The sequence below is a fragment of the Leclercia sp. W17 genome, assembly GCF_003336325.1.
Lineage (GTDB): Bacteria > Pseudomonadota > Gammaproteobacteria > Enterobacterales > Enterobacteriaceae > Enterobacter.
Genome location: NZ_CP031101.1, coordinates 526,505 through 550,120 on the forward strand (window position 1 = coordinate 526,505; position 23,616 = coordinate 550,120).

Sequence of the window (23,616 nt, forward strand, 5' to 3'; positions counted from 1 at the left end):
TCAGGACCACAGATGTTAAAGCCATCACCCGATTACGCCTCATCCTGATTGCCTTCCGTTTCTGTAATAATTTGATAAAGCTCTTCGTCGCTCTGCGCCGCGCGTAAACGACGACAGATGGTTTTATCCGCCAGACGTTTAGCCACCAGCGAGAGCGTATGCAGATGCGTTTTGGTCTGATCGGCTGGCACCAGCAGGGCAAACAGCAAATCGACCGGCTGGTTATCAATGGCATCGAAGGCGATAGGTGTTTCCAGTTGAACAAACACCCCTACAGCGCGCAGAGTATCCTCTTCCAGTTTGCCATGTGGAATGGCGATGCCGTTACCGATGCCGGTACTGCCCATTTTTTCGCGGGTGAGGATCGCTTCAAAGACCACTTGTGGCGCCAGGCTCAGCTGTTTTGCGGCCAGTTCACTGATGATCTCCAGCGCACGTTTTTTGCTCTGGCAGTGAACGGCACTGCGGGTACATTCCTGATTAAGGACACTGCTCAGTTGTAGAGTGGAATCGTTATTCATCATAATTTCACCTAAGCGCTAACTGTACAAAGGGCCCGTTGTGTTTCACAACAGGCCGTCCTGCACCCGTTAACTGCCCGGACAATTAGTGTTGTTTCAGTTTGTCTTTATGTTTGTTTAGCTGTCGTGCCAGCTTGTCAATCAAGCCGTCGATAGCCGCGTACATGTCCTGCCCTTCCGCACTGGCATGGATTTCGCCCCCGTTGACGTGCAAGGTAGCATCCGAGATATGAGTCACTTTTTCCACTTTTAACACAACATAGACATGGTTGATCCTCTCGAAATACTGCTCGAGCTTAGCGAACTTGGTATTCACAAATTCACGCAGGGATTCAGTGATTTCGACATTGTGTCCTGTGATGTTGAGCTGCATAGTGTCTTCCTTATCGGTTGTGTCAGACCAGTTGTTTACGCTGGTTTGACGGCGGAATGGATAAAGACTCTCGATACTTCGCAACAGTGCGGCGTGCCACCATGATACCTTGTTCGGACAGCATGGTGGTCAACTTACTGTCACTCAGCGGTTTCGCGGGGTTTTCCGCGGCGATCAATTTTTTCACCAGCGCCCGGATGGCTGTCGACGAGGCTTCGCCGCCGCCTTCGGTGTTGACATGGCTGGAGAAAAAATACTTAAGCTCAAAAATACCACGCGGACTGTGCAGATACTTCTGCGTCGTCACGCGAGAAATGGTCGACTCATGCATCTCGACGGCCTGGGCGATATCCGCCAGCACCATCGGTTTCATAAACTCTTCACCCTGCTCAAAAAACGCCTGCTGCTGCTCGACGATGCAGCGGCTGACGCGCAGCAGTGTATCATTGCGGCTCTCAAGGCTTTTGATCAGCCAGCGGGCTTCCTGCAGATTACTGCGGATAAACTGGTTATCCGAGTCGTTGCGCGAGCTGGTGCACATTGAGGCGTATTGCTGATTGATTTGCAGGCGGGGAATGCTGTCGGAATTCAGCTCGACGGTCCACAAACCGTTATGCTTGCGCACCAGCACATCGGGAATGACATACTCCGGCTCGCTGGTCTGGATAGATTGCCCCGGGCGCGGATCCAGAGACTGAATCAGGTTGACCGCCTCTTTCAGGATCTCCTCTTTCAGCCGCGTGACGCGCATCAGTGAGCGGAAATCGTGGTTGGCAAGCAGATCCAGATGTTCGCTGATGATAAGCCGGGCCTCTTCCAGCCACGGGGTCTCTTTAACAAACTGCGAAAGCTGAATGAGCAAGCAGTCACGGAGATCTCTCGCGGCGACGCCAATCGGGTCAAAGCGCTGAACGCGCTTCAGGACCGCTTCGACCTCTTCGAGCTCAATCTCGTCATCGCCTATGCTCTCCAGAATATCGTCCAGCGACACGGTCAGATAGCCGGTCTCATCCACGGCATCTACAATGGAGGTGGCGATGGCGCGATCGGTATCGGAGAACGGTGTCAGCTCTACCTGCCACATCAGATAATCCTGCAGTGACTGGGTGGTCTCGCCCTGATAGACCGGCAACTCGTCATCCTGGTAGTCTGCGCGTGTACCGGATGGCGTGCCGGCGGTGTAGATCTCATCCCAGCTGGCATCGAGAGGGAGCTCGTCAGGCATCTCTTTTTGCTCAAGGGCATCAACCGTGTCGAGGGTCTCGTTATCCTGGCTTTGTTGCGTTTCTACCTCATCGTGAAGATCGGTTTGCTCGAGCAGGGGGTTACTTTCCAGCGCTTGCTGGAGCTCCTGCTGCAGTTCCAGCGTCGACAGTTGCAACAGACGAATAGCCTGTTGTAACTGCGGCGTCATTGCCAGCTGTTGGCTGAGCCTTAATTGCAAACCTTGCTTCATGTTCAGAGCATTTTTCTCCGTTTACGCGAGTCTTAACTTCTACCCTATCAGAGTCTGAAGTCTTCCCCAAGATACACGCGCTTAACATGATCGTCTTCGAGGATCTGCTGCGGGGTACCGTGGGCGATGAGGTGGCCCTGGCTGACGATATAGGCACGCTCACACACCGCCAGCGTCTCACGTACGTTGTGGTCGGTGATGAGAACCCCGAGCCCACTGTCGCGCAGATGCTCAATAATACGTTTGATATCGATAACCGAAATGGGGTCAACCCCCGCAAACGGTTCATCGAGCAGAATAAATTTCGGATTAGCCGCCAGCGCGCGGGCAATTTCCACACGGCGGCGTTCGCCACCGGAGAGCGCTTGGCCCATGCTGTCGCGCAGGTGTTCGATATGGAACTCTTCCATCAGCTCATTGGCGCGATCCTGACGCTGTTCGGCGGTCAGATCATCGCGGATCTGCAGCACCGCCATCAGGTTATCGAAAACGCTCAGGCGACGGAAAATGGATGCTTCCTGCGGCAGATAACCGATCCCGCGGCGCGCACGGGCGTGCAGGGGCAGCAGGCTGATATCTTCGTCATCAATAATGATGTTACCCGCGTCGCGCGGAACAATGCCCACCACCATATAAAAGGTGGTGGTTTTACCTGCACCGTTAGGACCCAACAGGCCGACAATCTCGCCGGAGTTGACGGTCAAACTGACATCTTCCACGACGCGGCGGCCCTTATAGGCTTTGGCGAGATTCTTTGCAGTTAATGTTGCCATAACGAATTAGTTACTCTTTTTCTGTGCCGGGGCCTGATTGCTATTTTTGTCCTGCAGCTGCGATGGAACCAGTACGGTGGTCACGCGTTTGCCTTTCTCGCTGAAGGCCTGCATTTTCTGCTCTTTGACCAGGTAGGTGATCTTGTCGCCCTTGATATTGCTGTCGAGCTGCTCCAGGTACGCATTACCAGTAAGAACAACGAAATCTTTCGCCAGCTCGTAGTGCATCTGGGAGGCGTGGCCTTTCACCGGCTTGCCGTTATCCTGCATCTGATAGAAGGTGGCCGGGTTGCCGTAGCCATCGATAATCTCTTTCCCGTCCTCACCGCCAGGACGCGTCACCACTACCTTGTCGGCATTAATTTTGATGGTGCCCTGAGTCACGACCACGTTGCCGGTAAAGGTCACCACGTTGCCTTGCATATCGAGTGATTGCGTATCAGATTCGATATGAATCGGCTGCTCGGTATCACCCGTCACAGCAAGCGCAGGCAGGCTAAGGGCCAGCAGGGCGCTGGCTATAACACAATTAAGGCTGAGTTTGTTTGTTTTGAATTTCATAAGAGGTTCTAACCTTTTCAATCAGCTCTGCGTTCTTGCTGCGTAAGTTCCCGCGCATTCTCAGACCGCTGGAATTAAATGTTGTGCCGTATAACGTGACCAGATCCTGCGATGTTACATCCTGAGTCACAAGGTTTATCTGTGCGTTATCGGTCGTGATTTTGCGCAACTGCGCATCTGCGGTCAGCGCATTCACTTCAACATGGCCATACAGATAAAGCATACGGTCATTCGTCAGTTTTGCCCGATCTGCTTTAATCGACCATGTCGGAATTTTATCGGTATCAAACGTGGTCATCACCGGTTGAGTAAACCATGAGACGCCCTGTTCGGAAAAATACTCAACGTGCTGAGCGATAAGGCGGTAATTCAGCGCCCCTTCCGGGCTGTAAACGACGGTATCGCTGTGATCGCTTTTATACGTTGGAGCGTTGGTGTTAACCGTCGGCGCTTGTTCGTCGTCCCGGTCAGCGAGATTCACGCCAATCAGTACCAGTACGACAAGCGTTAGCAGAATAATAACCCAACGTCTGGTTTTACTCATATCGATTGCCCTTTGGCCTCATCAAGCTTACCTTGCGCCAGCAGTAACAGGTCGCAGACTTCTCGTACTGCGCCACGGCCACCGTTAATCCGGGTGACATAGTCAGCGCGTGGGATCAAAAGCGGATGGGCATCGGCCACGGCGATGCTAAGTCCCACTTCTGCCATCACTGGCCAGTCAATAAGATCGTCTCCGACATAGGCAACGTTTTCCGGGGCGATGGCAAGTTTACCAAGTAAGTCCCTGAAAGCGACCATCTTATCGGATTGCCCCTGATAGAGATGGGTAATGCCCAGCGTTTCGCAACGATCTTCTACCAGTTTAGCCTTACGTCCGGTGATGATGGCAACTTCTATGCCAGATGTCAGGGCACAGCGAATCCCGTAGCCATCACGCACGTTGAACGCTTTCAGCTCTTCACCATTATTGCCCATGTAAATCAGGCCGTCTGACAGCACGCCATCCACATCCAGGATCAGCAGGCGAATTTTCTCGGCCTGCGACATCATCTGCGCGCTTACCGGGCCATAACAGGTTGCAAGGGATGCACCCGTATTAATCATTGTCTTATCCTTCATTACACTACGCCTGCGCGCAAAAGATCATGCATATGTACCACACCCAGTAACTGGTCGCCATCGGCAACCATAACGGAGGTGATATGGCGGGACTGCATCAGGTTCAGTACCTCAACGGCCAGCGTGCCGGGACGCACCCGAATGCCGCCTGAGGTCATCACATCGGCGATACCCAGCTTACGGACATCCACACCCATATCGAATACGCGACGGAGATCCCCGTCGGTAAAGATACCCTCAATCTTCATCTGATCGTTGCAGATGACGGTCATCCCCAGGTTTTTGCGGGTAATTTCCAGCAGCGCATCGCGCAGGGAGGCCTCTTTGCTGACGTGCGGAATTTCATCCCCCGTATGCATAATATCATTTACGCGCAGCAGCAGTTTACGTCCCAGCGCACCGCCCGGATGGGAGAGGGCAAAATCTTCGGCGGTAAAGCCGCGCGCTTCAAGCAGGGCGACGGCCAGCGCATCACCCATAACCAGCGCGGCAGTGGTGCTGGAGGTCGGTGCCAGCCCCAGGGGACAGGCTTCTTTTGGCACTTTAACGCACAGGTGGATATCTGCGGCGCGCGCCATGCTGCTCTCCGGACGGCTGGTAATACAGATCAGGGGAACGTGCAGACGTTTCAGGACCGGGATCAGCGCCAGGATCTCATTCGATTCGCCCGAGTTGGATAACGCAATGACGATATCCTGTGACGAAACCATACCCAGATCGCCATGCGCCGCTTCGCCGGGATGGACGAAAAACGCTTTCGTGCCGGTACTGGCGAAGGTCGCTGCCATTTTACGGCCAATATGGCCGGATTTACCCATCCCCATCACCACGACTTTGCCAGGACAGTGGAAAAGTTTTTCGCACGCCAGGCTAAAGTCCTGATTAATGTATTGATCTAACTGCGCCAGACCTTCACGTTCAATCTCCAGAACCTCTTTTCCTGCTTTCTGAAAGTCAAAACCCGGCTGCAATTCTATTTGCGACATAATGCGTTTCCGTTTACCCAGAGAGAAGCGGCGAGAGCCAGTACAGCATCGCCATCCATACGACAAATCCCACCGTCAGCAGCGCACCGGCGCCCTGACCAATCTGCCTTTTTCGCCGCCAGCAGAGCAGGGCGAAGATTACGCTGACTAAGACCATCACCCCGTAATCGCGGCTGAACGCGAGCGGATTAAACGCGCCAGGGGCAATCAGGGCAGGCAGGCCAAGCACGATAGCAACATTAAAAATATTCGAGCCGATGATATTGCCAATCGCCATGTCATCTTCACCCTTACGCGCCCCGGCGATAGCCGTTGCGAGCTCAGGCAAACTGGTACCAATGGCAATCACCGTCAGGCCGATGGTTAACTCGCTCATGGCGAAATAGTTGGCCAGAACCGTAGCGTTATCTACAATCATCTGCGTCGCCATGGGCATGATGATTAACGCCACACCCAGCCAGAGCAGCGCGACGGGTAAGTTCCCCTCACGCGGCAGCTCTGCCACCTGTTCGCGGGTTAACGTGTCACTGCCTTGCTTTTCTGCCGCCCGGGCAAGCTTCACGATATAAAACAGCCAGATGACCGCCAGCGCCAGCAGAAAAATGCCATCGCTGAGGGTTAACTGCCCGTCATATAACACATAACCCGCCAGCAGGCTGACAATTAACATTAGCGGTAATTCACGCCGCAGAACATCAGAATGCACGCGAAATGGATGCAGTAGCGCAGCAAGGCCCAGGATGAGCAAGATATTGACGATATTGGAGCCAATAGCCGTTCCTACCGCAAGATCAACCTGATCGTGCATCGAGGCGGCCGCAGAGACGATGATCTCCGGCAGGGAAGTGCCCACGCTGACCACCGTCATCCCAATAATCAGGGGGGGAACACCTAACAAACGGCAGAGGATTGAAGCGGAGAACACCAGACGGTCGGCACTGTAGACCACCAAAAGTAAACCAATTATTAACAGTGCCGTTGCAAGAAGCATCAAAAGTCCTTTCTTCAGGTATACTCGCCGGTCCACTGAGAAAAAATCTCTGCCGCTGCATACTGTCTGTAGATGTAACGAATCCTAATTTTGACTTTATGCGCTGTAAAAGTAAAACAAATGCCAGCTTTCGCTTACCTGCAGAGGTAATATTCTGTAAAAATGTTGGGTTTGCGGCGAAATCAGGCATCAAGCTGATCCTGAACCGGCAACAGAAAGGAAATGTACATGAGCCTGAATGAGGCGAATATAGTCGATGTCCGTGGCGTCAGCTTCACGCGCAGCAGCCGGGTCATTTTTGACAACATCTCTCTCACCGTGCCCCGCGGTAAAATTACCGCCATCATGGGCCCCTCCGGCATTGGTAAAACAACGCTGTTACGCCTGATTGGAGGGCAAATTCCGCCAAGCCAGGGCGAGATCCTTTTTGATGGCGAAAATATTCCGGCAATGTCACGCTCGCGCCTCTATACCGTGCGTAAACGCATTAGCATGCTGTTCCAGTCCGGGGCGCTATTTACTGACATGAATGTCTTCGATAATGTCGCCTACCCGCTGCGTGAGCATACGCAGCTGCCCCCGGCGCTGCTGAAAAGCACCGTGATGATGAAGCTCGAGGCTGTGGGGCTGCGTGGCGCGGCGAAGCTGATGCCTTCCGAACTTTCTGGCGGTATGGCCCGCCGGGCGGCGCTGGCGCGCGCGATTGCGCTGGAACCCGATTTGATCATGTTCGATGAGCCGTTTGTCGGGCAGGACCCAATCACCATGGGCGTGCTGGTCAAACTGATCTCTGAGCTGAACAGCGCGCTGGGCGTAACCTGTATTGTGGTATCTCATGACGTACCGGAAGTGCTGAGCATTGCCGACTACGCCTATATCGTGGCGGATAAAAAAATTGTGGCGCACGGTAGCGCCCAATCATTGCAGACCAACAGCGATGCGCGAGTCCGTCAGTTCCTCGACGGCATTGCAGATGGCCCCGTGCCGTTCCGTTATCCTGCGGGTGATTATCATAAAGATCTATTGGGAATAGGGAGTTAAGCCACTCATGCTGTTAAATGCGTTGGCCGCTCTCGGACACCGTGGCATAAAAACCATCAGGACGTTCGGGCGTGCCGGGTTGATGTTATTCAATGCGCTGGTCGGGAAACCGGAATTCCGCAAACATGCCCCTCTGCTGGTACGCCAGCTGTATAATGTCGGCGTGCTGTCGATGCTCATTATCATCGTTTCCGGGGTCTTTATCGGGATGGTGCTGGGGCTGCAGGGGTATCTGGTTCTCACTACCTACAGCGCAGAAACCAGCCTCGGAATGCTGGTGGCGCTCTCCCTGCTGCGTGAGCTGGGACCGGTGGTCGCCGCGCTGTTATTCGCAGGACGTGCCGGTTCGGCGCTGACCGCTGAAATCGGCCTGATGCGCGCCACGGAGCAGCTCTCCAGTATGGAAATGATGGCCGTGGATCCGCTGCGTCGGGTCATCTCCCCGCGCTTCTGGGCCGGTATGATTTCGCTGCCGCTATTAACTATCCTCTTTGTCGCGGTTGGCATCTGGGGCGGTTCGATGGTTGGCGTGCAGTGGAAAGGGATCGATGCCGGTTTCTTCTGGTCAGCGATGCAGGGCGCCGTTGACTGGCGTCTGGATCTGGTTAACTGCCTGATTAAAAGCGCGGTATTTGCTGTGACGATCACCTGGATTGCGCTGTTCAATGGCTACGATGCGATCCCGACGTCTGCCGGTATCAGCCGGGCAACCACACGTACCGTTGTTCATTCGTCGCTGGCCATACTGGCTCTGGATTTTGTGCTCACCGCACTGATGTTTGGGAAATGAGTTCATGCAAACGAAAAAAGTAGAAATTTGGGTTGGCGTATTTGTCCTGCTGGCGCTGCTGGCAGCACTCTTTTTAAGCTTTAAAGTGGCGGATGTAACGACCATCCGCACCGAGCCGACATACCGTATTTATGCCACCTTCGATAACATCGGCGGCCTGAAAAGTCGTTCTCCGGTGCGTATTGGCGGGGTAGTGGTAGGGCGTGTGGCCGATATCACCCTCGATGAGAAAACCTATTTGCCACGCGTCGCGCTGGATATCGAAGAGCGCTACAACCATATCCCGGATACCAGCTCCCTCTCTATCCGTACTTCCGGTCTGTTAGGGGAACAATACCTGGCGCTGAACATCGGTTTTGACGATCCCGAACTGGGAACGTCTATCCTTAAGGACGGTGGCGTGATTCAGGATACGAAGTCAGCCATGGTGCTGGAAGATATGATTGGTCAGTTCCTTTACAACAGCAACAGTAAAGGGGGTGACGAGAATCAAGCTGCGCAGACCCCTGCGCAGAGTGACATTACGCCGCCTGTTGGCACGACGAATTCATCTCAGGAGAAGTAATTCATGATTAAACGACTGTTAATGGTTGCCATGCTGATGATTGCCCCTCTGACTGCAGCTAACGCAGCCGATCAGAGCAATCCTTATCAGCAGATGAATGAGGCAGCAAAGAAAACCTTCGATCGCCTTAAAAACGAGCAGCCAAAGATCCGCTCCAATCCTGACTATCTGCGTGATGTGGTTGACCAGGAACTGCTGCCCTATGTCCAGGTGAAATATGCCGGTGCGCTGGTGCTGGGCCGTTACTACAAAGACGCAACGCCTGCGCAGCGCGAAGCCTATTTCTCTGCGTTCCGTGAATATCTGAAGCAGGCCTATGGTCAGGCTCTCGCCATGTACCACGGTCAGACGTATCAGATCGCACCGGAGCAGCCGCTGGGTTCTGCGACCATCGTGCCTATCCGCGTGACCATCGTCGATCCGAACGGTCGTCCGCCAGTGCGTCTGGATTTCCAGTGGCGTAAGAATACCCAGAGCGGTAACTGGCAGGCTTACGACATGATTGCCGAAGGCGTCAGCATGATCACCACCAAGCAGAACGAATGGAGCGATCTGCTGCGTACCAAGGGCATTGATGGTCTGACCGCACAGCTGAACAGCATCGCACGTCAGAAAATTACCCTGGAAGGAAACAAGTAATTATGTCGCAGCTGAGCTGGACCCGTGAGGGTGAGACGTTATTACTCTCAGGCGAGTTGGATCAGGATTATCTGAATCCTCTGTGGGATGCGCGGGACGATGCCATGAAGGGAGTTTCCCGAATCGACCTGAGCGGTATCTCTCACGTGGATACGGCGGGTGTGGCGTTGCTGGTTCATCTGGTCTCAACGGGCAAGCAGCAGGGCATCCCGGTGACGCTTTCGGGCGTCAGCGACAATGTCGTCACCCTGGCCCAGCTCTATAATCTGCCGGAAGACGTATTGCCCCGCTAATTTTTTCAGTACGTTACTATCAAAAGCCCTGACAGTTTCATCGTCGGGGCTTTTTGCTTATTTAAGACCGCGCCACTTTGCTCTAAGATGTTGGGCTTGTTTTCACTACCAGATGATATAGAACCCATGGAAAATCATGAAATCCAGACAGTGCTGATGAACGCACTCGCCCTTCAGGAAGTCCACGTCTCCGGCGACGGCAGCCACTTTCAGGTTATTGCTGTGGGTGAGATTTTTGACGGCATGAGCCGCGTGAAGAAGCAGCAGGCTGTCTATGCGCCGCTGATGGAATATATCGCGGATAATCGTATCCATGCCCTGTCGATCAAGGCGTTTACCCCTACAGAGTGGGCACGCGATCGCAAACTAAACGGTTTTTGAGCTGAGGGTGATTTGCCCGCAGCACGGTTGAATTCATACAGAGAGTAATTACATGGACAAATTTCGTGTTCAGGGGCCGACGCGTCTCCAGGGCGAAGTCACAATTTCCGGCGCTAAAAATGCCGCGCTGCCGATCCTCTTCGCCGCACTGCTTGCGGAAGAGCCGGTAGAGATCCAGAACGTACCAAAGCTGAAAGACATTGATACCACCATGAAACTGCTCGGCCAGTTGGGTACCAAGGTTGAGCGTAATGGATCCGTCTGGATCGACGCCAGCAACGTGAATAACTTCTCCGCCCCTTACGATCTGGTGAAGACCATGCGCGCATCCATCTGGGCGCTGGGTCCGCTGGTGGCCCGTTTTGGACAGGGTCAGGTTTCTCTGCCGGGCGGTTGCGCCATTGGCGCGCGTCCGGTGGACCTGCACATTTTTGGCCTTGAGAAGCTGGGCGCAGAAATTAAGCTGGAAGAGGGCTACGTGAAGGCGTCCGTGAATGGCCGTCTGAAAGGCGCCCACATCGTGATGGACAAAGTAAGCGTCGGCGCTACCGTCACCATCATGTCCGCAGCGACGCTGGCCGAAGGCACCACCATCATCGAGAACGCCGCGCGCGAGCCGGAGATCGTGGATACCGCGAACTTCCTCAATACGCTGGGCGCGAAGATCACCGGTCAGGGCACCGACCGTATTACCATTGAAGGCGTTGAGCGACTGGGTGGCGGCGTATATCGCGTCCTGCCTGACCGTATTGAAACCGGGACCTTCCTGGTCGCCGCAGCCATCTCCGGCGGTAAGATCGTCTGCCGCAACGCCCAGCCTGATACGCTGGACGCGGTACTGGCAAAACTGCGCGAAGCCGGTGCCGATGTTGAAACCGGCGAAGACTGGATCAGCCTGGATATGCACGGTAAACGTCCGAAAGCCGTTAACGTACGTACCTCTCCGCATCCGGCATTCCCGACCGATATGCAGGCCCAGTTCACTCTGCTGAACCTGGTAGCGGAAGGCACGGGAGTGATCACTGAAACGATCTTTGAAAACCGCTTTATGCATGTGCCGGAACTGATCCGTATGGGCGCACACGCTGAGATCGAAAGTAACACCGTGATCTGTCATGGCGTAGAAAAACTGTCTGGTGCTCAGGTGATGGCAACCGATCTGCGTGCTTCTGCGAGCCTGGTACTGGCAGGTTGTATTGCGGAAGGGACGACGCTGGTGGATCGTATTTATCACATCGATCGCGGCTATGAACGCATTGAAGATAAACTGCGCGCGCTGGGTGCAAATATTGAGCGTGTGAAAGGCGAGTAATCGTTCCGGCAGCCCCCTGCCAAAATGACCGGGGGGTTGCTATTCCCGTTTACAAGAGCGTCATTCCTGGCGCTCTTTTTCTTGTTTCTTATGGCGCATCATGCGCGTTCTGTCGACAAACTCGTGAGTGATGGGGTCGTGGTAGCGTGATGGCCAGATAACCCAAGGGTCGGTGCCGAGCGCTGTAGCAATGATCAGTTCTCCCTTTGGCCAGGGGCGCGTTAGCGCATTTGCAAGGGTGGATGAACTCAGGCCATTACGGCGGGATTCTGCAGCAAGTGATGTTCCCTTTTTGCGCAGCGCGGCGATGATATCGGCCGAGTGCCAGTCGGTAAATTTCTTATCCATTCAGCTATCCCTCTGTTCGGGTATGTGTACGTCATTTCCTCTTAAATGACAGTGTTACTATACCTTCTTCAAACATCGGTTCTAAAAAGTTCGCATTACAGGAGGCAATATTCGGATTTTACCAGGGCTTTAATCATGCGGCCTGTAAGGGGATTATTTAACAGTTTAATGGATAAAAATTGGAACTTACTAGAACTCTCTTTTCACATAAAAGAGAGTTCATCGGGGGTTATCGATCGCGCTGAACAGCAATATGCGCGAGGCCGATCAGGGCGTCTCGCCATGGGCTGTCAGGGATGACCTGAAGTGCGGCGATGGCTTTATCCGCTTCTTCCTCAGCACGCTGGCGCGTCCATTCCAGAGAACCACAGGTTGCCATTGCTTCCAGTACGGGTTCCAGAAGATGTCGACCGTTTCCTTGCTCAATCGCTTCGCGAATAAGCTTAGCCTGTTCAGGGGTGCCGTGACGCATAGCATGCAGCAGCGGCAGCGTCGGTTTGCCTTCGTTCAGGTCATCACCGACGTTCTTGCCGAGCGTTTCGCCATCGGCGCTGTAGTCGAGCAGATCGTCAATCAGCTGGAAGGCGGTGCCAAGGTAGCGCCCGTAATCCTGCAGCCCACGCTCCTGCTCGTCAGTACAGCCGGCCAGAATACCGGAGCACTGCGCAGCGGCTTCGAACAGACGAGCGGTTTTGCTGTAGATCACCCGCATGTAGTTCTCTTCGGTGATGTCCGGGTCGTTGACGTTCATCAGCTGCAGAACTTCGCCTTCCGCAATGACGTTCACCGCTTTGGACATCACTTCCAGGATCTTCAGCGATCCCAGGCTGGTCATCATCTGGAAGGCGCGCGTATAGATAAAATCGCCTACCAGCACGCTGGCAGCATTACCAAACGCGGCGTTGGCGGTGGCTTTGCCACGACGCATATCGGACTCATCGACAACGTCATCATGCAGCAGCGTGGCGGTATGGATAAATTCGATCAGCGCTGCGATCGTTACGTGCGCGTTTTCCTGATAGCCGACCGCTCGGGCGGCCAGTACAGCGATCATTGGACGGATGCGTTTACCCCCGCCGCTGACGATGTAATAACCCAACTGATTGATTAGTTGAACGTCAGAATCGAGCTGCTCCAGGATCGCTGCATTCACACCCGCCATATCTTGCGCGGTTAACTCATTGATTTTTTCTAAATTCATCGCAAAAGCCGGGCTTTAAGTCCTGTTTACCACATATCAAATGGGCTAACGAAGGGTTCGGTTTATCAATAGTAGCGCTGATTGTACTGAAAAAACGCGGCAGATAAACGTTACCGTACGTGTTGTGTTTTTTTTCTTCATGTATTGACTGTAGCACTTGTCAAAGGCTCGCGTTTTGCGTAATATTCGCGCCCTATTGTGAATATTTATAGCGCACTCTGAATCACACGAGGATGTGCGCGGAAGCGGAGTTTATATGTACGCGGTTTTCCAAAGTGGTGGTAAACAACACCGAGTAAGCGAAGGTCAGACCGTTCGCCTGGAAAAGCTGGACATCGCAACTGGCGAATCTATTGAATTCGCTGAAGTTCTGATGATCGCAAACGGTGAAGAAGTCAAAATCGGCGTTCCTTTCGTTGATGGCGGCGTTATCAAAGCTGAAGTTGTTGCTCATGGTCGTGGCGAGAAAGTTAAAATCGTTAAGTTTCGTCGTCGTAAACACTACCGTAAGCAGCAGGGCCACCGTCAGTGGTTCACTGATGTGAAAATTACTGGCATCAGCGCCTAAGACCTGAGGAGAGATTTAAATGGCACATAAAAAGGCTGGCGGCTCCACACGTAACGGTCGCGATTCAGAAGCTAAACGCCTCGGCGTTAAGCGTTTCGGTGGCGAAACCGTTCTGGCGGGTAGCATCATCGTTCGTCAGCGTGGTACTAAATTCCACGCTGGTAACAACGTAGGTTGCGGTCGTGACCACACTCTGTTTGCTAAAGCAGACGGTAAAGTGAAATTTGAAGTTAAAGGCCCGAACAACCGTAAATACATCAGCATTGTTGCTGAGTAAGGTTTTCTCGGTCCGGTAACGGATTAAAGCCCCGCAACGTGTTGCGGGGCTTTTTACATTGGAAACCCGGTAATTTTTTCGGTAGGGAAAACGGGCATGAAGCAGCAGGCCGGCATTGGTATTCTTTTGGCGCTCACTACCGCAATGTGCTGGGGTGCGCTGCCAATTGCAATGAAGCAGGTACTGGAAGTGATGGAGCCGCCAACGGTGGTCTTCTACCGCTTCCTGATGGCCGGTATTGGATTAGGTATTATCCTTGCGATAAAGGGTAAGCTTCCTCCGCTGCGTATCTTTCGCAAACCGCGCTGGCTGGTACTGCTGGCGATTGCGACAGGTGGTCTGTTCGGTAACTTCATTCTGTTCAGTTCTTCCCTGCAATACCTCAGTCCTACGGCCTCGCAGGTTATTGGTCAGCTCTCGCCGGTAGGCATGATGGTTGCCAGCGTCTTTATTCTGAAAGAGAAGATGCGCGGCACGCAGATTATCGGGGCACTGATGCTGCTTTGCGGTCTGGTGTTGTTCTTCAATACCAGTCTGATAGAGATTTTTACCCGCCTGACGGATTACACCTGGGGTGTAATTTTCGGGGTGGGCGCGGCGGCGGTATGGGTGAGTTATGGCGTCGCGCAAAAGGTGTTATTACGCCGTCTGGCGTCACAGCAGATTCTGTTTTTGCTGTACACTTTATGTACTATTGCCCTGTTGCCGCTGGCGAAGCCGGGAGTCATCTCCCAGTTAAGCGACTGGCAGCTGGCGTGTCTGATCTTTTGTGGTCTGAACACATTAGTGGGTTATGGCGCGCTGGCAGAAGCGATGGCGCGCTGGCAGGCAGCGCAGGTAAGTGCGCTGATTACACTGACGCCACTGTTTACACTGTTATTTTCAGATTTATTATCAATGGCCTGGCCCGATTTCTTCGTCAAACCGATGTTAAACCTGTTGGCTTATCTCGGTGCGTTTGTCGTGGTTGCGGGCGCGATGTATTCCGCCATTGGTCATCGTCTTTGGGGACGTTGGCGCAAAAATGAAGCGGCCCCCGCTCAGGCGAATGATTTACGGAGAGTAAAATGAAGTTTGTTGATGAAGCAACGATCCTGGTCGTGGCAGGTGATGGCGGTAATGGTTGCGTAAGCTTCCGCCGCGAAAAATACATTCCCCGTGGCGGTCCTGATGGCGGCGACGGCGGCGACGGCGGCGACGTCTGGTTAGAGGCGGATGAAAACCTCAACACCCTGATCGACTACCGTTTCGAAAAATCATTCCGTGCTGAGCGCGGTCAGAATGGCCAGAGCCGTGACTGTACCGGTAAACGCGGGAAAGATGTCACGGTTAAAGTCCCTGTCGGAACGCGCGTTATCGATCAGGGCACTGGCGAAACCATGGGTGATATGACCAAACATGGTCAGCGCCTGATGGTCGCAAAAGGCGGCTGGCACGGTCTGGGTAATACCCGTTTCAAATCCTCCGTTAACCGTACCCCGCGTCAGAAGACGATGGGTACCCCGGGTGATAAGCGCGATCTGCAGCTGGAACTGATGCTGCTGGCGGACGTGGGTATGCTGGGGATGCCAAACGCAGGTAAATCCACCTTTATCCGTGCTGTCTCTGCGGCCAAACCAAAAGTGGCCGACTATCCGTTTACGACCCTGGTACCAAGCCTCGGCGTAGTGCGTATGGACAACGAGAAGAGCTTCGTCGTGGCCGATATCCCGGGCCTGATCGAAGGCGCTGCCGAAGGGGCGGGCTTAGGTATTCGCTTCCTGAAGCACCTTGAGCGTTGCCGCGTTCTGCTGCACCTCATCGATATCGATCCAATCGACGGTTCCGATCCGGTGGAAAACGCCCGTATCATTATCGGCGAGCTGGAAAAATACAGCGACAAACTGGCTGCCAAGCCGCGCTGGCTGGTCTTTAACAAGATCGACCTGATGGACAAAGCAGAAGCCGAAGCGAAGGCGAAAGCGATTGCCGAAGCGATGGGCTGGGAAGACAAGTACTATCTCATCTCCGCCGCAAGCCAGATGGGCGTGAAAGAGCTGTGCTGGGATGTGATGACCTTCATCATCGAGAACCCGGTAACGCAGGCAGAAGAAGCGAAACAGCCTGAGAAAGTCGAATTCATGTGGGATGACTACCACCGTCAGCAGCTTGAAGAGCAGGCGGAAGAAGACGACGAAGAGTGGGATGACGACTGGGATGAAGATGACGAAGAAGGCGTCGAATTCATCTATAAGCGTTAAAACCATCAAGAGCCCCCTATCAAGGGGGCTTTTTAATTCAGTGTTTCAGGCAGCCAGCAGGTGACTATCAAGCCGCCTTCGGGGCGATTTTCCAGCGTCAGCTTGCCGCGATGCAGCTGTACAATACGCTGAACGATGCTCAGCCCCAGCCCGCTTCCGCCATAGCGTTGATCGATGCGGCGAAACGGCTCGGTAATCGACTGGCGATGGGCTTCATCTATGCCAGGCCCCTGATCGCTGACGCTCACCTGCGTACCGCCGTCGACCTCCTGCATGGCGACTTCAATAGTGGTTCCCGCCGGGCTGTAACGCACCGCGTTTTCCAGCAAATTACGTAACATCAGCCGTAACAGGATTGCATCGCCCTGTACGTTCTGTGGGCTCGCCTGCGGCCAGACCAGGGTGTGACTTTTCGCCTCATTCTCCAGTGCCAGCGGCGCAATAATGGCTTCGCTCCAGTTAACCGTATCATAGTGGCCGCTGGCCATAGCTTGCCCCGCCCGGGCCAGCATTAGCAGTTGCTCTACGGTATGCATCAGTTGATCGATTCGGGCAATCAGCGTCGTCGCCTGGGGCGAGCCTGACTGCGCCATCAGCTCCAGATGCAGGCGAATACCCGCCAGCGGCGTACGCAGCTCATGCGCGGCATCAGCGGTGAACAGACGCTCCTGCTGAATGGTTTGATCCAGCCGGGCGAGCAGCTGATTCAGCGAGGTGGTGACGGCGCCTATTTCCTCCATATCGGAGTACATTGGCAGCGGCGTAAGATTATCGGCAGAACGGTTCGCAAGGCTGGTGCGTAGCTGATTCAGCGGACGGGTGATCCAGCTGACGGCCCAGAAAGAGAAGAGCAGGGTAAACCCGACCATCACCAGCGAAGGGACCAGCAACGAGGCGATCGCCTCCCGGATCTCTTTCTCGACATGCTGGTTGCGGGATTTTGCCGACAGCGTCTCACTCACCAGAAAGCTAATTTGCTCCCGGCTCTCATGCCAGAGCCAGATGACGCTGACCAGTTGAAAGAAAAGCAGAATGACTGCCAACAGCACCATCAGACGACGGCGCATGCTGTTCATTTTTGACTCTCAAGGCGATATCCCACGCCGCGTACCGTTTTGATCCGGTCTTTGCCCAGCTTGCGTCGCAGATTATGGATATGCACCTCCAGCGTGTTAGAGCCGGGGTCGTCCTGCCAGGAGTAAATATCCTGCTGTAAGGTTTCCCGGTGGACGGTCTGTCCGGTGCGCATAATCAGCCGGGTTAACAGGGCGAACTCTTTAGGGGTGACTTCGACCGGCTGGGACTGCTGTAACACCTGCTGGGTTTGCAGATTTAACGTCAGATCGCCATCGCTGAGCAGGTTATCGCTGTGCCCCTGATAGCGCCGGATCAACGCTCTGGCGCGCGCCTGGAGTTCCGCCAGCGCAAAGGGCTTGACCAGATAGTCATCGGCGCCGGAGTCCAGGCCGTTTATCCGGTCTTCCAGTGCGTCGCGGGCGGTCAGGATCAGCACAGGGTTATCGATACCCCGTCGGCGCCACTGGCTTAGCAGGGTGGCGCCGTCTTTATCCGGCAGGCCAAGATCGAGGATCACCAGACTGTATTCGCCGCTCTGGATAAGGCCATCAGCTTCGGCGGCGGTACCCGCACAATCAAGCGTGTAGCCTTCAGCCGAGAGCGCCAGCGCCAGTCCTTCCTGCAACAGCAGATCGTCTTCAACAATGAGTAATTTCATCGCTAGTTGTTCTGATAAATGTCCTTGTAAAGCCGGCTTTCAAAGCGCACCAGCGGGATACGACGGTTACGTTGGTCGGCAGGTTCCACCGCGTAGCCAGAAAGATACTGCACAAATGCCATCCGCTGTCCGCTGGCGGTGGTGATAAACCCGGCAAGGTTATACACCCCCTGCAGGGAGCCCGTTTTGGCGGAGACTTTGCCATCAACGCCCGCGGCATGCAGGCCCGCACGGTACTGCAGGGAGCCGTCATAACCGGCGAGCGGCAGCATTGAGATAAAGTTTAGTTCAGTGTCGTGCTGAGCAATGTACTGAAGGACCTGCATCATGGTGGCAGGAGAGATCAGGTTATGGCGCGACAGACCCGAACCATCGACCGCGATGGTATTGCCAAGATCGATGCCAGCCTGCTGGCGGAGGATCTGACGAACCGCATCTGAACCGGAACGCCAGGTACCAGGTACGCCAAAGCGGGCATGCCCAATCATGCGAAATACGGTATCGGCGATCATGTTGTCCGATTTTTTCAGCATGATCTTCAGCAGATCGTGCAGCGGCGCCGACTGCTTACTGGCAATCACGGTGCCGGGCTCGTTGCTCTGTGTCTGACGCAGCAGGGTGCCGCTGTAAGTGATGTTGGCCTGCTTCAGTTCATTCTTGAGGATCGCCCCGGCATAGCTTGCGCCATCCTGAATGGCGAAGGCCAGCGGCAGCGGATCGGCCCGCTGCGTCAGGCAGCCGGTCAGGGTAAAGCGGTTCAAATCGCCCGGGACGACATCCAGTTCGCAGTACTGCGCTTCCGGGGAACCTTTCGCCAGGGTACGCACCTGGCTGAACATGTTGACCGGATAGTAAGAGGCCACCCGAATGAAGGCTAAATCGTTCGGTTTGGGGGCGCTGTATAACGAAATGGAGAAGCAGTTGCGATCGACGATCGCGGCCGCAGGCGGGGCGCTAAAGCACTGGGTCATGTCATTCCACGGCCAGCCGGGGGCTTTATCATGGCTGGCAAAAATGGATGTATCGATAAGCACATTGCCTTCAATGCGCTGTACACCAGACTTCTTTAGCACGGCGACCATGTTGCGGATATCCTGACGCTTAAATGTCGGATCGCCGCCAAAACGGGCAATAAGATCGCCTTTCAGCACGCCGTTCTCAACGTTGCCTTTGCTTTCAAGCGTGGTCGTAAAACGAAAGTCAGGCCCAAGCTGCAGCAGGGCGGCCAGCGCCGTGATCACCTTTTGGGTACTGGCAGGCAGAGCCATCTGCTGGCTGTGATAATCAATCTCAGGCGCCTGAGCCCCCACCTTTTGCACGACCAGGGCAAGATTGGCGCCATCGGGCAGCTGATTAATGTACTCGTCAACGTTCGCTGCCTGGACAGTGAACGCAATAGTGGTGGTCAATCCGATGATAAATCTGGAAAATCGCATAATCTCGCGCTAACAACCCGGAAACAAACCGTCATACTACGGCCCAACGCCCTGTAAAGTAAACGATGACCCATACTGAACTTCGCGTTAAAATACGTATCAAACTGAAAAATTGCTGCTGACCTGGGACATTGTTTCCGGGTCAGTTTTCTTTTGCTTCTGACCTGTGCCAGGCTGTGATGCCTGCGGGGCCAGTAGTCGGGTCGGTTAACCGTACCTAACAGGAATGTCAAAGAGGTATAACAAATGCAAGCTATTCCGATGACCTTACGTGGTGCTGAAAAACTGCGTGAAGAACTGGATTTTTTGAAATCTGTTCGCCGCCCTGAAATCATCGCCGCCATTGCGGAAGCACGTGAGCATGGCGATCTGAAAGAGAATGCTGAGTATCACGCCGCGCGTGAGCAGCAGGGGTTCTGCGAAGGGCGTATCAAAGATATCGAAGCCAAGCTGTCAAATGCGCAGGTGATTGATATCACAAAAATGCCAAATAACGGACGCGTGATTTTTGGCTCTACCGTCACCGTGATTAACCTGGATACGGACGAAGAGGTCTCCTACCGCATCGTGGGTGATGACGAGGCTGATTTTAAGCAGAATCTGATCTCAGTAAACTCGCCAATCGCACGCGGTCTGGTGGGTAAAGAGCAGGACGATGTTGTCACTATCCGTACGCCAGGCGGCGAAGTGGAATTCGAAATTACCAAGGTTGATTACCTGTAATTCGCATCCCCGGACAGATGTTGATAGATTGTAAAGATAGGAAAAAGGCCGCATAGCGGCCTTTTATCAACTCAAGGAGCATGGCATTTTGCTCACCTGCTAAAGAAAAACCCCTCGTTTTACACAGTAAATGTGTTCAATTCAGGATAATCTTAGCGTGGCAGCGAGATTTTACGCTCTTTAGATGGGCGGTAGAGCACCAGCGTTTTACCGATGACCTGTACATTACAGGCGCCGGTCTCGCGCACGATTGCTTCCACGATCAAGGTCTTGGTGTCTCTGTCTTCAGAGGCGATTTTCACCTTGATTAATTCGTGGTGCTCCAGCGCTTGTTCAATCTCGGCCAGTACCCCTTCGGTCAAACCATTGTTGCCAAGCATCACTACAGGCTTGAGCGGATGTGCCAGACCTTTAAGGTGCTGTTTTTGTTTAGTACTCAGATTCATCGTATATTTTTGCTTACGTTGGGATTGAAAACGGTTCATTCTACCGCCATCTCCCTAATATCGCCAAATTGCTGAGTGGAAATTTACACCACAGGCTACGATGAACCAGGACGGAAAGTTAAATGACAGGTAAAAAGCGTTCTGCTAGCTCGAGCCGCTGGCTCCAGGAACACTTTAGCGATAAATATGTTCAACAGGCACAGAAAAAGGGGTTACGTTCCCGTGCCTGGTTTAAACTTGATGAAATACAGCAAAGTGACAAACTCTTTAAACCGGGGATGACAGTTGTTGACCTCGGCGCAGCGCCCGGTGGATGGTCGCAATATGCGGTAACGCAAATCGGCGGAACGGGCCGAATTATCGCCTGCGATCTTTTACCTATGGATCCTATCGTTGGTGTGGACTTCCTTCAGGGCGATTTTCGTGATGAATTAGTACTGAAAGCGTTACTTGAACGGGTAGGTGACAGTAAAGTTCAGGTTGTCATGTCCGATATGGCGCCAAATATGTGCGGAACACCGGCGGTGGATATCCCCCGCTCCATGTATCTGGTAGAACTGGCGTTAGAAATGTGTCGTGATGTATTAGCGCCGGGTGGTAGTTTTTTAGTAAAGGTGTTCCAGGGCGAAGGTTTCGAGGAGTATCTGAAGGAAATTCGCTCCCTGTTTACGAAGGTCAAAGTTCGTAAACCGGACTCTTCGCGTGCACGTTCACGTGAAGTGTATATTGTAGCGACCGGGCGAAAATGATAACCGGTGAATTTCAGGCGAAAGTTTGAAATAAATCGGATACAGAGTATCCTGACGCTGTTTTTAACACAGTTGTAATAAGAGGTTAATCCCTTGAGTGACATGGCGAAAAACCTAATACTCTGGCTGGTCATTGCCGTTGTGCTGATGTCAGTATTCCAGAGCTTTGGGCCCAGCGAGTCTAATGGCCGTAAGGTGGACTACTCTACCTTCCTGCAAGAGGTCAACCAGGATCAGGTTCGCGAAGCGCGTATCAACGGACGTGAGATCAACGTTACCAAGAAAGATAGTAACCGTTACACGACTTACATTCCGGTGAACGATCCTAAACTGCTTGATAACCTGCTGACTAAAAACGTCAAGGTTGTCGGCGAGCCGCCGGAAGAGCCAAGCCTGCTGGCTTCTATCTTCATTTCCTGGTTCCCGATGCTGCTGCTTATCGGCGTCTGGATCTTCTTTATGCGTCAGATGCAGGGCGGCGGTGGCAAAGGCGCCATGTCGTTCGGCAAGAGCAAGGCGCGTATGCTGACGGAAGACCAGATCAAAACCACTTTTGCTGACGTTGCAGGTTGCGACGAAGCGAAAGAAGAGGTGGGTGAACTGGTTGAATACCTGCGTGAGCCGAGCCGTTTCCAGAAACTGGGCGGTAAGATCCCGAAAGGCGTTCTGATGGTAGGTCCTCCTGGTACCGGTAAAACACTGCTGGCGAAAGCCATCGCAGGTGAAGCGAAGGTGCCGTTCTTTACCATTTCCGGTTCTGACTTCGTTGAAATGTTCGTGGGTGTGGGTGCATCTCGTGTGCGTGACATGTTCGAACAGGCCAAGAAAGCTGCACCGTGCATCATCTTCATCGATGAAATCGACGCCGTAGGCCGCCAGCGTGGCGCGGGCCTGGGCGGTGGTCACGATGAACGTGAGCAGACGCTGAACCAGATGCTGGTTGAGATGGACGGCTTTGAAGGTAACGAAGGCATTATCGTTATCGCTGCAACTAACCGTCCGGACGTTCTTGACCCTGCGCTGCTGCGTCCAGGTCGTTTTGACCGTCAGGTTGTGGTTGGTCTGCCAGATGTTCGTGGTCGTGAGCAGATCCTGAAAGTGCATATGCGTCGCGTACCGCTCTCTCCGGACATCGATGCGGCAATTATTGCGCGCGGTACCCCGGGCTTCTCCGGTGCGGATCTGGCTAACCTGGTGAACGAAGCTGCACTGTTTGCTGCCCGCGGCAACAAGCGTGTGGTCTCCATGGTGGAGTTCGAGAAAGCGAAAGACAAAATCATGATGGGTGCGGAACGTCGCTCCATGGTGATGACGGAAGCGCAGAAAGAGTCCACGGCTTACCACGAAGCGGGTCACGCGATTATCGGTCGCCTGGTGCCGGAACATGATCCGGTGCATAAAGTAACCATTATTCCACGTGGCCGTGCGCTGGGCGTTACGTTCTTCCTGCCGGAAGGCGATGCAATCAGCGCCAGCCGCCAGAAACTTGAAAGCCAGATTTCAACCCTCTACGGTGGTCGTCTGGCAGAAGAGATTATCTATGGTGTGGAACATGTTTCGACCGGTGCGTCTAACGACATTAAAGTCGCGACCAACCTGGCCCGTAACATGGTGACCCAGTGGGGCTTCTCCGACAAACTTGGTCCGCTACTCTATGCGGAAGAAGAAGGCGAAGTGTTCCTCGGCCGCAGCGTGGCGAAAGCGAAACATATGTCCGATGAGACAGCTCGTATCATCGACCAGGAAGTGAAAGCGCTGATTGAACGTAACTACGGTCGCGCCCGTCAGATCCTGAATGACAATATGGATATCCTGCACGCCATGAAAGATGCGCTCATGAAATATGAGACCATCGATGCGCCGCAGATTGACGACCTGATGGCTCGCCGTGATGTTCGTCCGCCTGCGGGCTGGGAAGATCCAGGTGCCTCTAACAACTCTGACAACAACGGTACGCCACGTGCGCCGCGTCCGGTCGATGAACCGCGTACGCCAAACCCGGGCAATACCATGTCAGAACAGTTGGGCGACAAATAAGCCACCGCTGTCAATGATCTTCTCTTAATCTGAAACCCTGGGGCTTGCCCCG

General features: G+C 53.8%; 29 protein-coding genes. 14 read left to right on the forward strand and 15 right to left on the reverse strand.

All coding sequences use genetic code 11. The annotated features are described in order from the left end of the window. Positions 1-32: 32 nt before the first annotated feature. The 9 genes from ptsN to DVA44_RS02685 all read right to left on the reverse strand — a co-directional run bounded on the left by ptsN (position 33) and on the right by DVA44_RS02685 (position 6,783). Positions 33-524 carry a PTS IIA-like nitrogen regulatory protein PtsN gene (gene ptsN, locus DVA44_RS02645; protein ID WP_103177194.1) on the reverse strand — a complete coding sequence of 164 codons (492 nt, stop codon included), beginning with the start codon at positions 522-524 and terminating at the stop codon, positions 33-35. Between the two features lie 82 nt (positions 525-606). Beyond that, positions 607-894, reverse strand: coding sequence for a ribosome hibernation promoting factor (hpf, locus tag DVA44_RS02650; protein WP_114385665.1), 288 nt, complete (start codon positions 892-894; stop codon positions 607-609). 22 nt (positions 895-916) lie between these two features. Further along, positions 917-2,350: an RNA polymerase factor sigma-54 gene (gene rpoN, locus DVA44_RS02655; protein ID WP_103177192.1), complete on the reverse strand. Its 1,434-nt coding sequence runs from the start codon at positions 2,348-2,350 to the stop codon at positions 917-919. A gap of 47 nt (positions 2,351-2,397) precedes the next feature. Next, a complete protein-coding gene (gene lptB / locus DVA44_RS02660; RefSeq protein WP_114385666.1) occupies positions 2,398-3,123 on the reverse strand; it encodes an LPS export ABC transporter ATP-binding protein in 726 nt (241 codons plus the stop codon). Between the two features lie 6 nt (positions 3,124-3,129). After that, positions 3,130-3,684 carry a lipopolysaccharide ABC transporter substrate-binding protein LptA gene (gene lptA, locus DVA44_RS02665; RefSeq protein ID WP_103177190.1) on the reverse strand — a complete coding sequence of 185 codons (555 nt, stop codon included), beginning with the start codon at positions 3,682-3,684 and terminating at the stop codon, positions 3,130-3,132. Next, entirely contained in the window at positions 3,653-4,228 is a 576-nt protein-coding gene (gene lptC, locus DVA44_RS02670; RefSeq protein WP_114385667.1) for an LPS export ABC transporter periplasmic protein LptC, read from the reverse strand. The genes lptA and lptC overlap by 32 nt, the downstream gene beginning before the upstream one ends. Then, complete coding sequence (gene kdsC / locus DVA44_RS02675; protein WP_103824984.1) at positions 4,225-4,791, reverse strand: 3-deoxy-manno-octulosonate-8-phosphatase KdsC; 567 nt, start codon at positions 4,789-4,791, stop codon at positions 4,225-4,227. Before kdsC ends, lptC begins: the two co-directional genes overlap by 4 nt. A 14-nt stretch (positions 4,792-4,805) precedes the next feature. Beyond that, on the reverse strand, positions 4,806-5,792 hold the full coding sequence (gene kdsD, locus DVA44_RS02680) for an arabinose-5-phosphate isomerase KdsD (RefSeq protein WP_103177188.1): 987 nt from the start codon (positions 5,790-5,792) through the stop codon (positions 4,806-4,808). Positions 5,793-5,805: 13 nt separating this feature from the next. Continuing rightward, complete coding sequence (locus tag DVA44_RS02685) at positions 5,806-6,783, reverse strand: calcium/sodium antiporter (protein WP_103824934.1); 978 nt, start codon at positions 6,781-6,783, stop codon at positions 5,806-5,808. A 228-nt stretch (positions 6,784-7,011) separates the two neighbouring features. On the opposite strand from DVA44_RS02685, the gene mlaF reads away from it, so the two are divergent. The 7 genes from mlaF (at position 7,012) to murA (ending at position 11,804) form a co-directional block, all read left to right on the forward strand. Continuing rightward, positions 7,012-7,824, forward strand: a complete 813-nt coding sequence (mlaF, locus tag DVA44_RS02690; protein WP_114385668.1) for a phospholipid ABC transporter ATP-binding protein MlaF — start codon at positions 7,012-7,014, stop codon at positions 7,822-7,824. Positions 7,825-7,831: 7 nt separating this feature from the next. Beyond that, on the forward strand, positions 7,832-8,614 hold the full coding sequence (gene mlaE / locus DVA44_RS02695; protein WP_103824932.1) for a lipid asymmetry maintenance ABC transporter permease subunit MlaE: 783 nt from the start codon (positions 7,832-7,834) through the stop codon (positions 8,612-8,614). A gap of 4 nt (positions 8,615-8,618) precedes the next feature. Beyond that, entirely contained in the window at positions 8,619-9,179 is a 561-nt protein-coding gene (gene mlaD / locus DVA44_RS02700) for an outer membrane lipid asymmetry maintenance protein MlaD (protein WP_103824983.1), read from the forward strand. Between the two features lie 3 nt (positions 9,180-9,182). Continuing rightward, positions 9,183-9,818 (forward strand): phospholipid-binding protein MlaC, encoded by a 636-nt coding sequence (gene mlaC / locus DVA44_RS02705; protein WP_114385669.1) that lies wholly within the window; start codon positions 9,183-9,185, stop codon positions 9,816-9,818. Continuing rightward, positions 9,818-10,111 carry a lipid asymmetry maintenance protein MlaB gene (gene mlaB / locus DVA44_RS02710; RefSeq protein ID WP_114385670.1) on the forward strand — a complete coding sequence of 98 codons (294 nt, stop codon included), beginning with the start codon at positions 9,818-9,820 and terminating at the stop codon, positions 10,109-10,111. The genes mlaC and mlaB overlap by 1 nt, the downstream gene beginning before the upstream one ends. Before the next feature lie 126 nt (positions 10,112-10,237). Next, complete coding sequence (gene ibaG / locus DVA44_RS02715) at positions 10,238-10,492, forward strand: BolA family iron metabolism protein IbaG (RefSeq protein ID WP_103177182.1); 255 nt, start codon at positions 10,238-10,240, stop codon at positions 10,490-10,492. Between the two features lie 52 nt (positions 10,493-10,544). Continuing rightward, positions 10,545-11,804, forward strand: a complete 1,260-nt coding sequence (gene murA / locus DVA44_RS02720; RefSeq protein ID WP_103824931.1) for a UDP-N-acetylglucosamine 1-carboxyvinyltransferase — start codon at positions 10,545-10,547, stop codon at positions 11,802-11,804. Positions 11,805-11,864: 60 nt separating this feature from the next. Here murA and sfsB read toward each other — a convergent pair whose 3' ends face one another. Both sfsB and ispB read right to left on the reverse strand, forming a co-directional pair. Next, positions 11,865-12,152: a DNA-binding transcriptional regulator SfsB gene (gene sfsB / locus DVA44_RS02725; protein ID WP_103824930.1), complete on the reverse strand. Its 288-nt coding sequence runs from the start codon at positions 12,150-12,152 to the stop codon at positions 11,865-11,867. 229 nt (positions 12,153-12,381) lie between these two features. Then, positions 12,382-13,353: an octaprenyl diphosphate synthase gene (ispB, locus tag DVA44_RS02730; protein ID WP_103824929.1), complete on the reverse strand. Its 972-nt coding sequence runs from the start codon at positions 13,351-13,353 to the stop codon at positions 12,382-12,384. Positions 13,354-13,609: 256 nt separating this feature from the next. On the opposite strand from ispB, the gene rplU reads away from it, so the two are divergent. From rplU to cgtA, 4 genes are all read left to right on the forward strand, one after another. Next, entirely contained in the window at positions 13,610-13,921 is a 312-nt protein-coding gene (rplU, locus tag DVA44_RS02735; protein ID WP_042325074.1) for a 50S ribosomal protein L21, read from the forward strand. Between the two features lie 19 nt (positions 13,922-13,940). Then, complete coding sequence (gene rpmA / locus DVA44_RS02740; RefSeq protein ID WP_007673187.1) at positions 13,941-14,198, forward strand: 50S ribosomal protein L27; 258 nt, start codon at positions 13,941-13,943, stop codon at positions 14,196-14,198. A 96-nt stretch (positions 14,199-14,294) separates the two neighbouring features. After that, positions 14,295-15,269, forward strand: a complete 975-nt coding sequence (locus tag DVA44_RS02745; RefSeq protein WP_103824928.1) for a DMT family transporter — start codon at positions 14,295-14,297, stop codon at positions 15,267-15,269. Further along, positions 15,266-16,438, forward strand: coding sequence for an Obg family GTPase CgtA (gene cgtA / locus DVA44_RS02750; RefSeq protein ID WP_103824927.1), 1,173 nt, complete (start codon positions 15,266-15,268; stop codon positions 16,436-16,438). Before DVA44_RS02745 ends, cgtA begins: the two co-directional genes overlap by 4 nt. 32 nt (positions 16,439-16,470) lie before the next feature. Here the strand turns inward: cgtA and pmrB are convergent, their stop codons facing one another. From pmrB to dacB, 3 genes are read right to left on the reverse strand one after another with little or no spacing between them, the layout of a single operon-like run. Continuing rightward, positions 16,471-17,514, reverse strand: coding sequence for a two-component system sensor histidine kinase PmrB (gene pmrB, locus DVA44_RS02755; protein WP_114385671.1), 1,044 nt, complete (start codon positions 17,512-17,514; stop codon positions 16,471-16,473). Continuing rightward, positions 17,511-18,173 carry a two-component system response regulator PmrA gene (gene pmrA / locus DVA44_RS02760; protein ID WP_103177176.1) on the reverse strand — a complete coding sequence of 221 codons (663 nt, stop codon included), beginning with the start codon at positions 18,171-18,173 and terminating at the stop codon, positions 17,511-17,513. Before pmrA ends, pmrB begins: the two co-directional genes overlap by 4 nt. A gap of 2 nt (positions 18,174-18,175) precedes the next feature. Then, complete coding sequence (gene dacB / locus DVA44_RS02765) at positions 18,176-19,609, reverse strand: serine-type D-Ala-D-Ala carboxypeptidase (protein WP_114385672.1); 1,434 nt, start codon at positions 19,607-19,609, stop codon at positions 18,176-18,178. A gap of 246 nt (positions 19,610-19,855) precedes the next feature. Between dacB and greA the strand changes: the two genes are divergently transcribed. After that, entirely contained in the window at positions 19,856-20,332 is a 477-nt protein-coding gene (greA, locus tag DVA44_RS02770) for a transcription elongation factor GreA (RefSeq protein WP_103177174.1), read from the forward strand. Positions 20,333-20,484: 152 nt separating this feature from the next. Here greA and yhbY read toward each other — a convergent pair whose 3' ends face one another. Continuing rightward, positions 20,485-20,778 (reverse strand): ribosome assembly RNA-binding protein YhbY, encoded by a 294-nt coding sequence (gene yhbY / locus DVA44_RS02775; RefSeq protein WP_032614629.1) that lies wholly within the window; start codon positions 20,776-20,778, stop codon positions 20,485-20,487. Between the two features lie 122 nt (positions 20,779-20,900). Between yhbY and rlmE the strand changes: the two genes are divergently transcribed. Together rlmE and ftsH are read left to right on the forward strand one after the other, a co-directional pair. Beyond that, positions 20,901-21,527: a 23S rRNA (uridine(2552)-2'-O)-methyltransferase RlmE gene (gene rlmE, locus DVA44_RS02780; protein ID WP_103177173.1), complete on the forward strand. Its 627-nt coding sequence runs from the start codon at positions 20,901-20,903 to the stop codon at positions 21,525-21,527. 102 nt (positions 21,528-21,629) lie between these two features. After that, the gene (gene ftsH / locus DVA44_RS02785; RefSeq protein ID WP_039031647.1) at positions 21,630-23,564 is read left to right on the forward strand and encodes an ATP-dependent zinc metalloprotease FtsH; all 1,935 of its coding nucleotides are present in this window, start codon (positions 21,630-21,632) and stop codon (positions 23,562-23,564) included. Positions 23,565-23,616: the final 52 nt, after the last annotated feature.

Excerpts from the sequence above, each read along its gene's own strand:
- pmrA (WP_103177176.1), bottom strand. The coding sequence starts at position 18,173 with ATGAAATTACTCATTGTTGAAGACGATCTGCTGTTGCAGGAAGGACTG.
- lptB (WP_114385666.1), bottom strand. The coding sequence starts at position 3,123 with ATGGCAACATTAACTGCAAAGAATCTCGCCAAAGCCTATAAGGGCCGC.
- pmrB (WP_114385671.1), bottom strand. The coding sequence starts at position 17,514 with ATGAACAGCATGCGCCGTCGTCTGATGGTGCTGTTGGCAGTCATTCTG.
- lptA (WP_103177190.1), bottom strand. The coding sequence starts at position 3,684 with ATGAAATTCAAAACAAACAAACTCAGCCTTAATTGTGTTATAGCCAGC.
- ptsN (WP_103177194.1), bottom strand. The coding sequence starts at position 524 with ATGATGAATAACGATTCCACTCTACAACTGAGCAGTGTCCTTAATCAG.
- mlaF (WP_114385668.1), top strand. The coding sequence starts at position 7,012 with ATGAGCCTGAATGAGGCGAATATAGTCGATGTCCGTGGCGTCAGCTTC.
- ibaG (WP_103177182.1), top strand. The coding sequence starts at position 10,238 with ATGGAAAATCATGAAATCCAGACAGTGCTGATGAACGCACTCGCCCTT.
- murA (WP_103824931.1), top strand. The coding sequence starts at position 10,545 with ATGGACAAATTTCGTGTTCAGGGGCCGACGCGTCTCCAGGGCGAAGTC.
- mlaE (WP_103824932.1), top strand. The coding sequence starts at position 7,832 with ATGCTGTTAAATGCGTTGGCCGCTCTCGGACACCGTGGCATAAAAACC.
- rpmA (WP_007673187.1), top strand. The coding sequence starts at position 13,941 with ATGGCACATAAAAAGGCTGGCGGCTCCACACGTAACGGTCGCGATTCA.
- mlaD (WP_103824983.1), top strand. The coding sequence starts at position 8,619 with ATGCAAACGAAAAAAGTAGAAATTTGGGTTGGCGTATTTGTCCTGCTG.
- ispB (WP_103824929.1), bottom strand. The coding sequence starts at position 13,353 with ATGAATTTAGAAAAAATCAATGAGTTAACCGCGCAAGATATGGCGGGT.
- rplU (WP_042325074.1), top strand. The coding sequence starts at position 13,610 with ATGTACGCGGTTTTCCAAAGTGGTGGTAAACAACACCGAGTAAGCGAA.
- mlaC (WP_114385669.1), top strand. The coding sequence starts at position 9,183 with ATGATTAAACGACTGTTAATGGTTGCCATGCTGATGATTGCCCCTCTG.
- sfsB (WP_103824930.1), bottom strand. The coding sequence starts at position 12,152 with ATGGATAAGAAATTTACCGACTGGCACTCGGCCGATATCATCGCCGCG.
- kdsD (WP_103177188.1), bottom strand. The coding sequence starts at position 5,792 with ATGTCGCAAATAGAATTGCAGCCGGGTTTTGACTTTCAGAAAGCAGGA.
- kdsC (WP_103824984.1), bottom strand. The coding sequence starts at position 4,791 with ATGATTAATACGGGTGCATCCCTTGCAACCTGTTATGGCCCGGTAAGC.
- lptC (WP_114385667.1), bottom strand. The coding sequence starts at position 4,228 with ATGAGTAAAACCAGACGTTGGGTTATTATTCTGCTAACGCTTGTCGTA.
- hpf (WP_114385665.1), bottom strand. The coding sequence starts at position 894 with ATGCAGCTCAACATCACAGGACACAATGTCGAAATCACTGAATCCCTG.
- greA (WP_103177174.1), top strand. The coding sequence starts at position 19,856 with ATGCAAGCTATTCCGATGACCTTACGTGGTGCTGAAAAACTGCGTGAA.
- ftsH (WP_039031647.1), top strand. The coding sequence starts at position 21,630 with ATGGCGAAAAACCTAATACTCTGGCTGGTCATTGCCGTTGTGCTGATG.
- rpoN (WP_103177192.1), bottom strand. The coding sequence starts at position 2,350 with ATGAAGCAAGGTTTGCAATTAAGGCTCAGCCAACAGCTGGCAATGACG.
- DVA44_RS02685 (WP_103824934.1), bottom strand. The coding sequence starts at position 6,783 with ATGCTTCTTGCAACGGCACTGTTAATAATTGGTTTACTTTTGGTGGTC.
- rlmE (WP_103177173.1), top strand. The coding sequence starts at position 20,901 with ATGACAGGTAAAAAGCGTTCTGCTAGCTCGAGCCGCTGGCTCCAGGAA.
- yhbY (WP_032614629.1), bottom strand. The coding sequence starts at position 20,778 with ATGAATCTGAGTACTAAACAAAAACAGCACCTTAAAGGTCTGGCACAT.
- cgtA (WP_103824927.1), top strand. The coding sequence starts at position 15,266 with ATGAAGTTTGTTGATGAAGCAACGATCCTGGTCGTGGCAGGTGATGGC.
- DVA44_RS02745 (WP_103824928.1), top strand. The coding sequence starts at position 14,295 with ATGAAGCAGCAGGCCGGCATTGGTATTCTTTTGGCGCTCACTACCGCA.
- dacB (WP_114385672.1), bottom strand. The coding sequence starts at position 19,609 with ATGCGATTTTCCAGATTTATCATCGGATTGACCACCACTATTGCGTTC.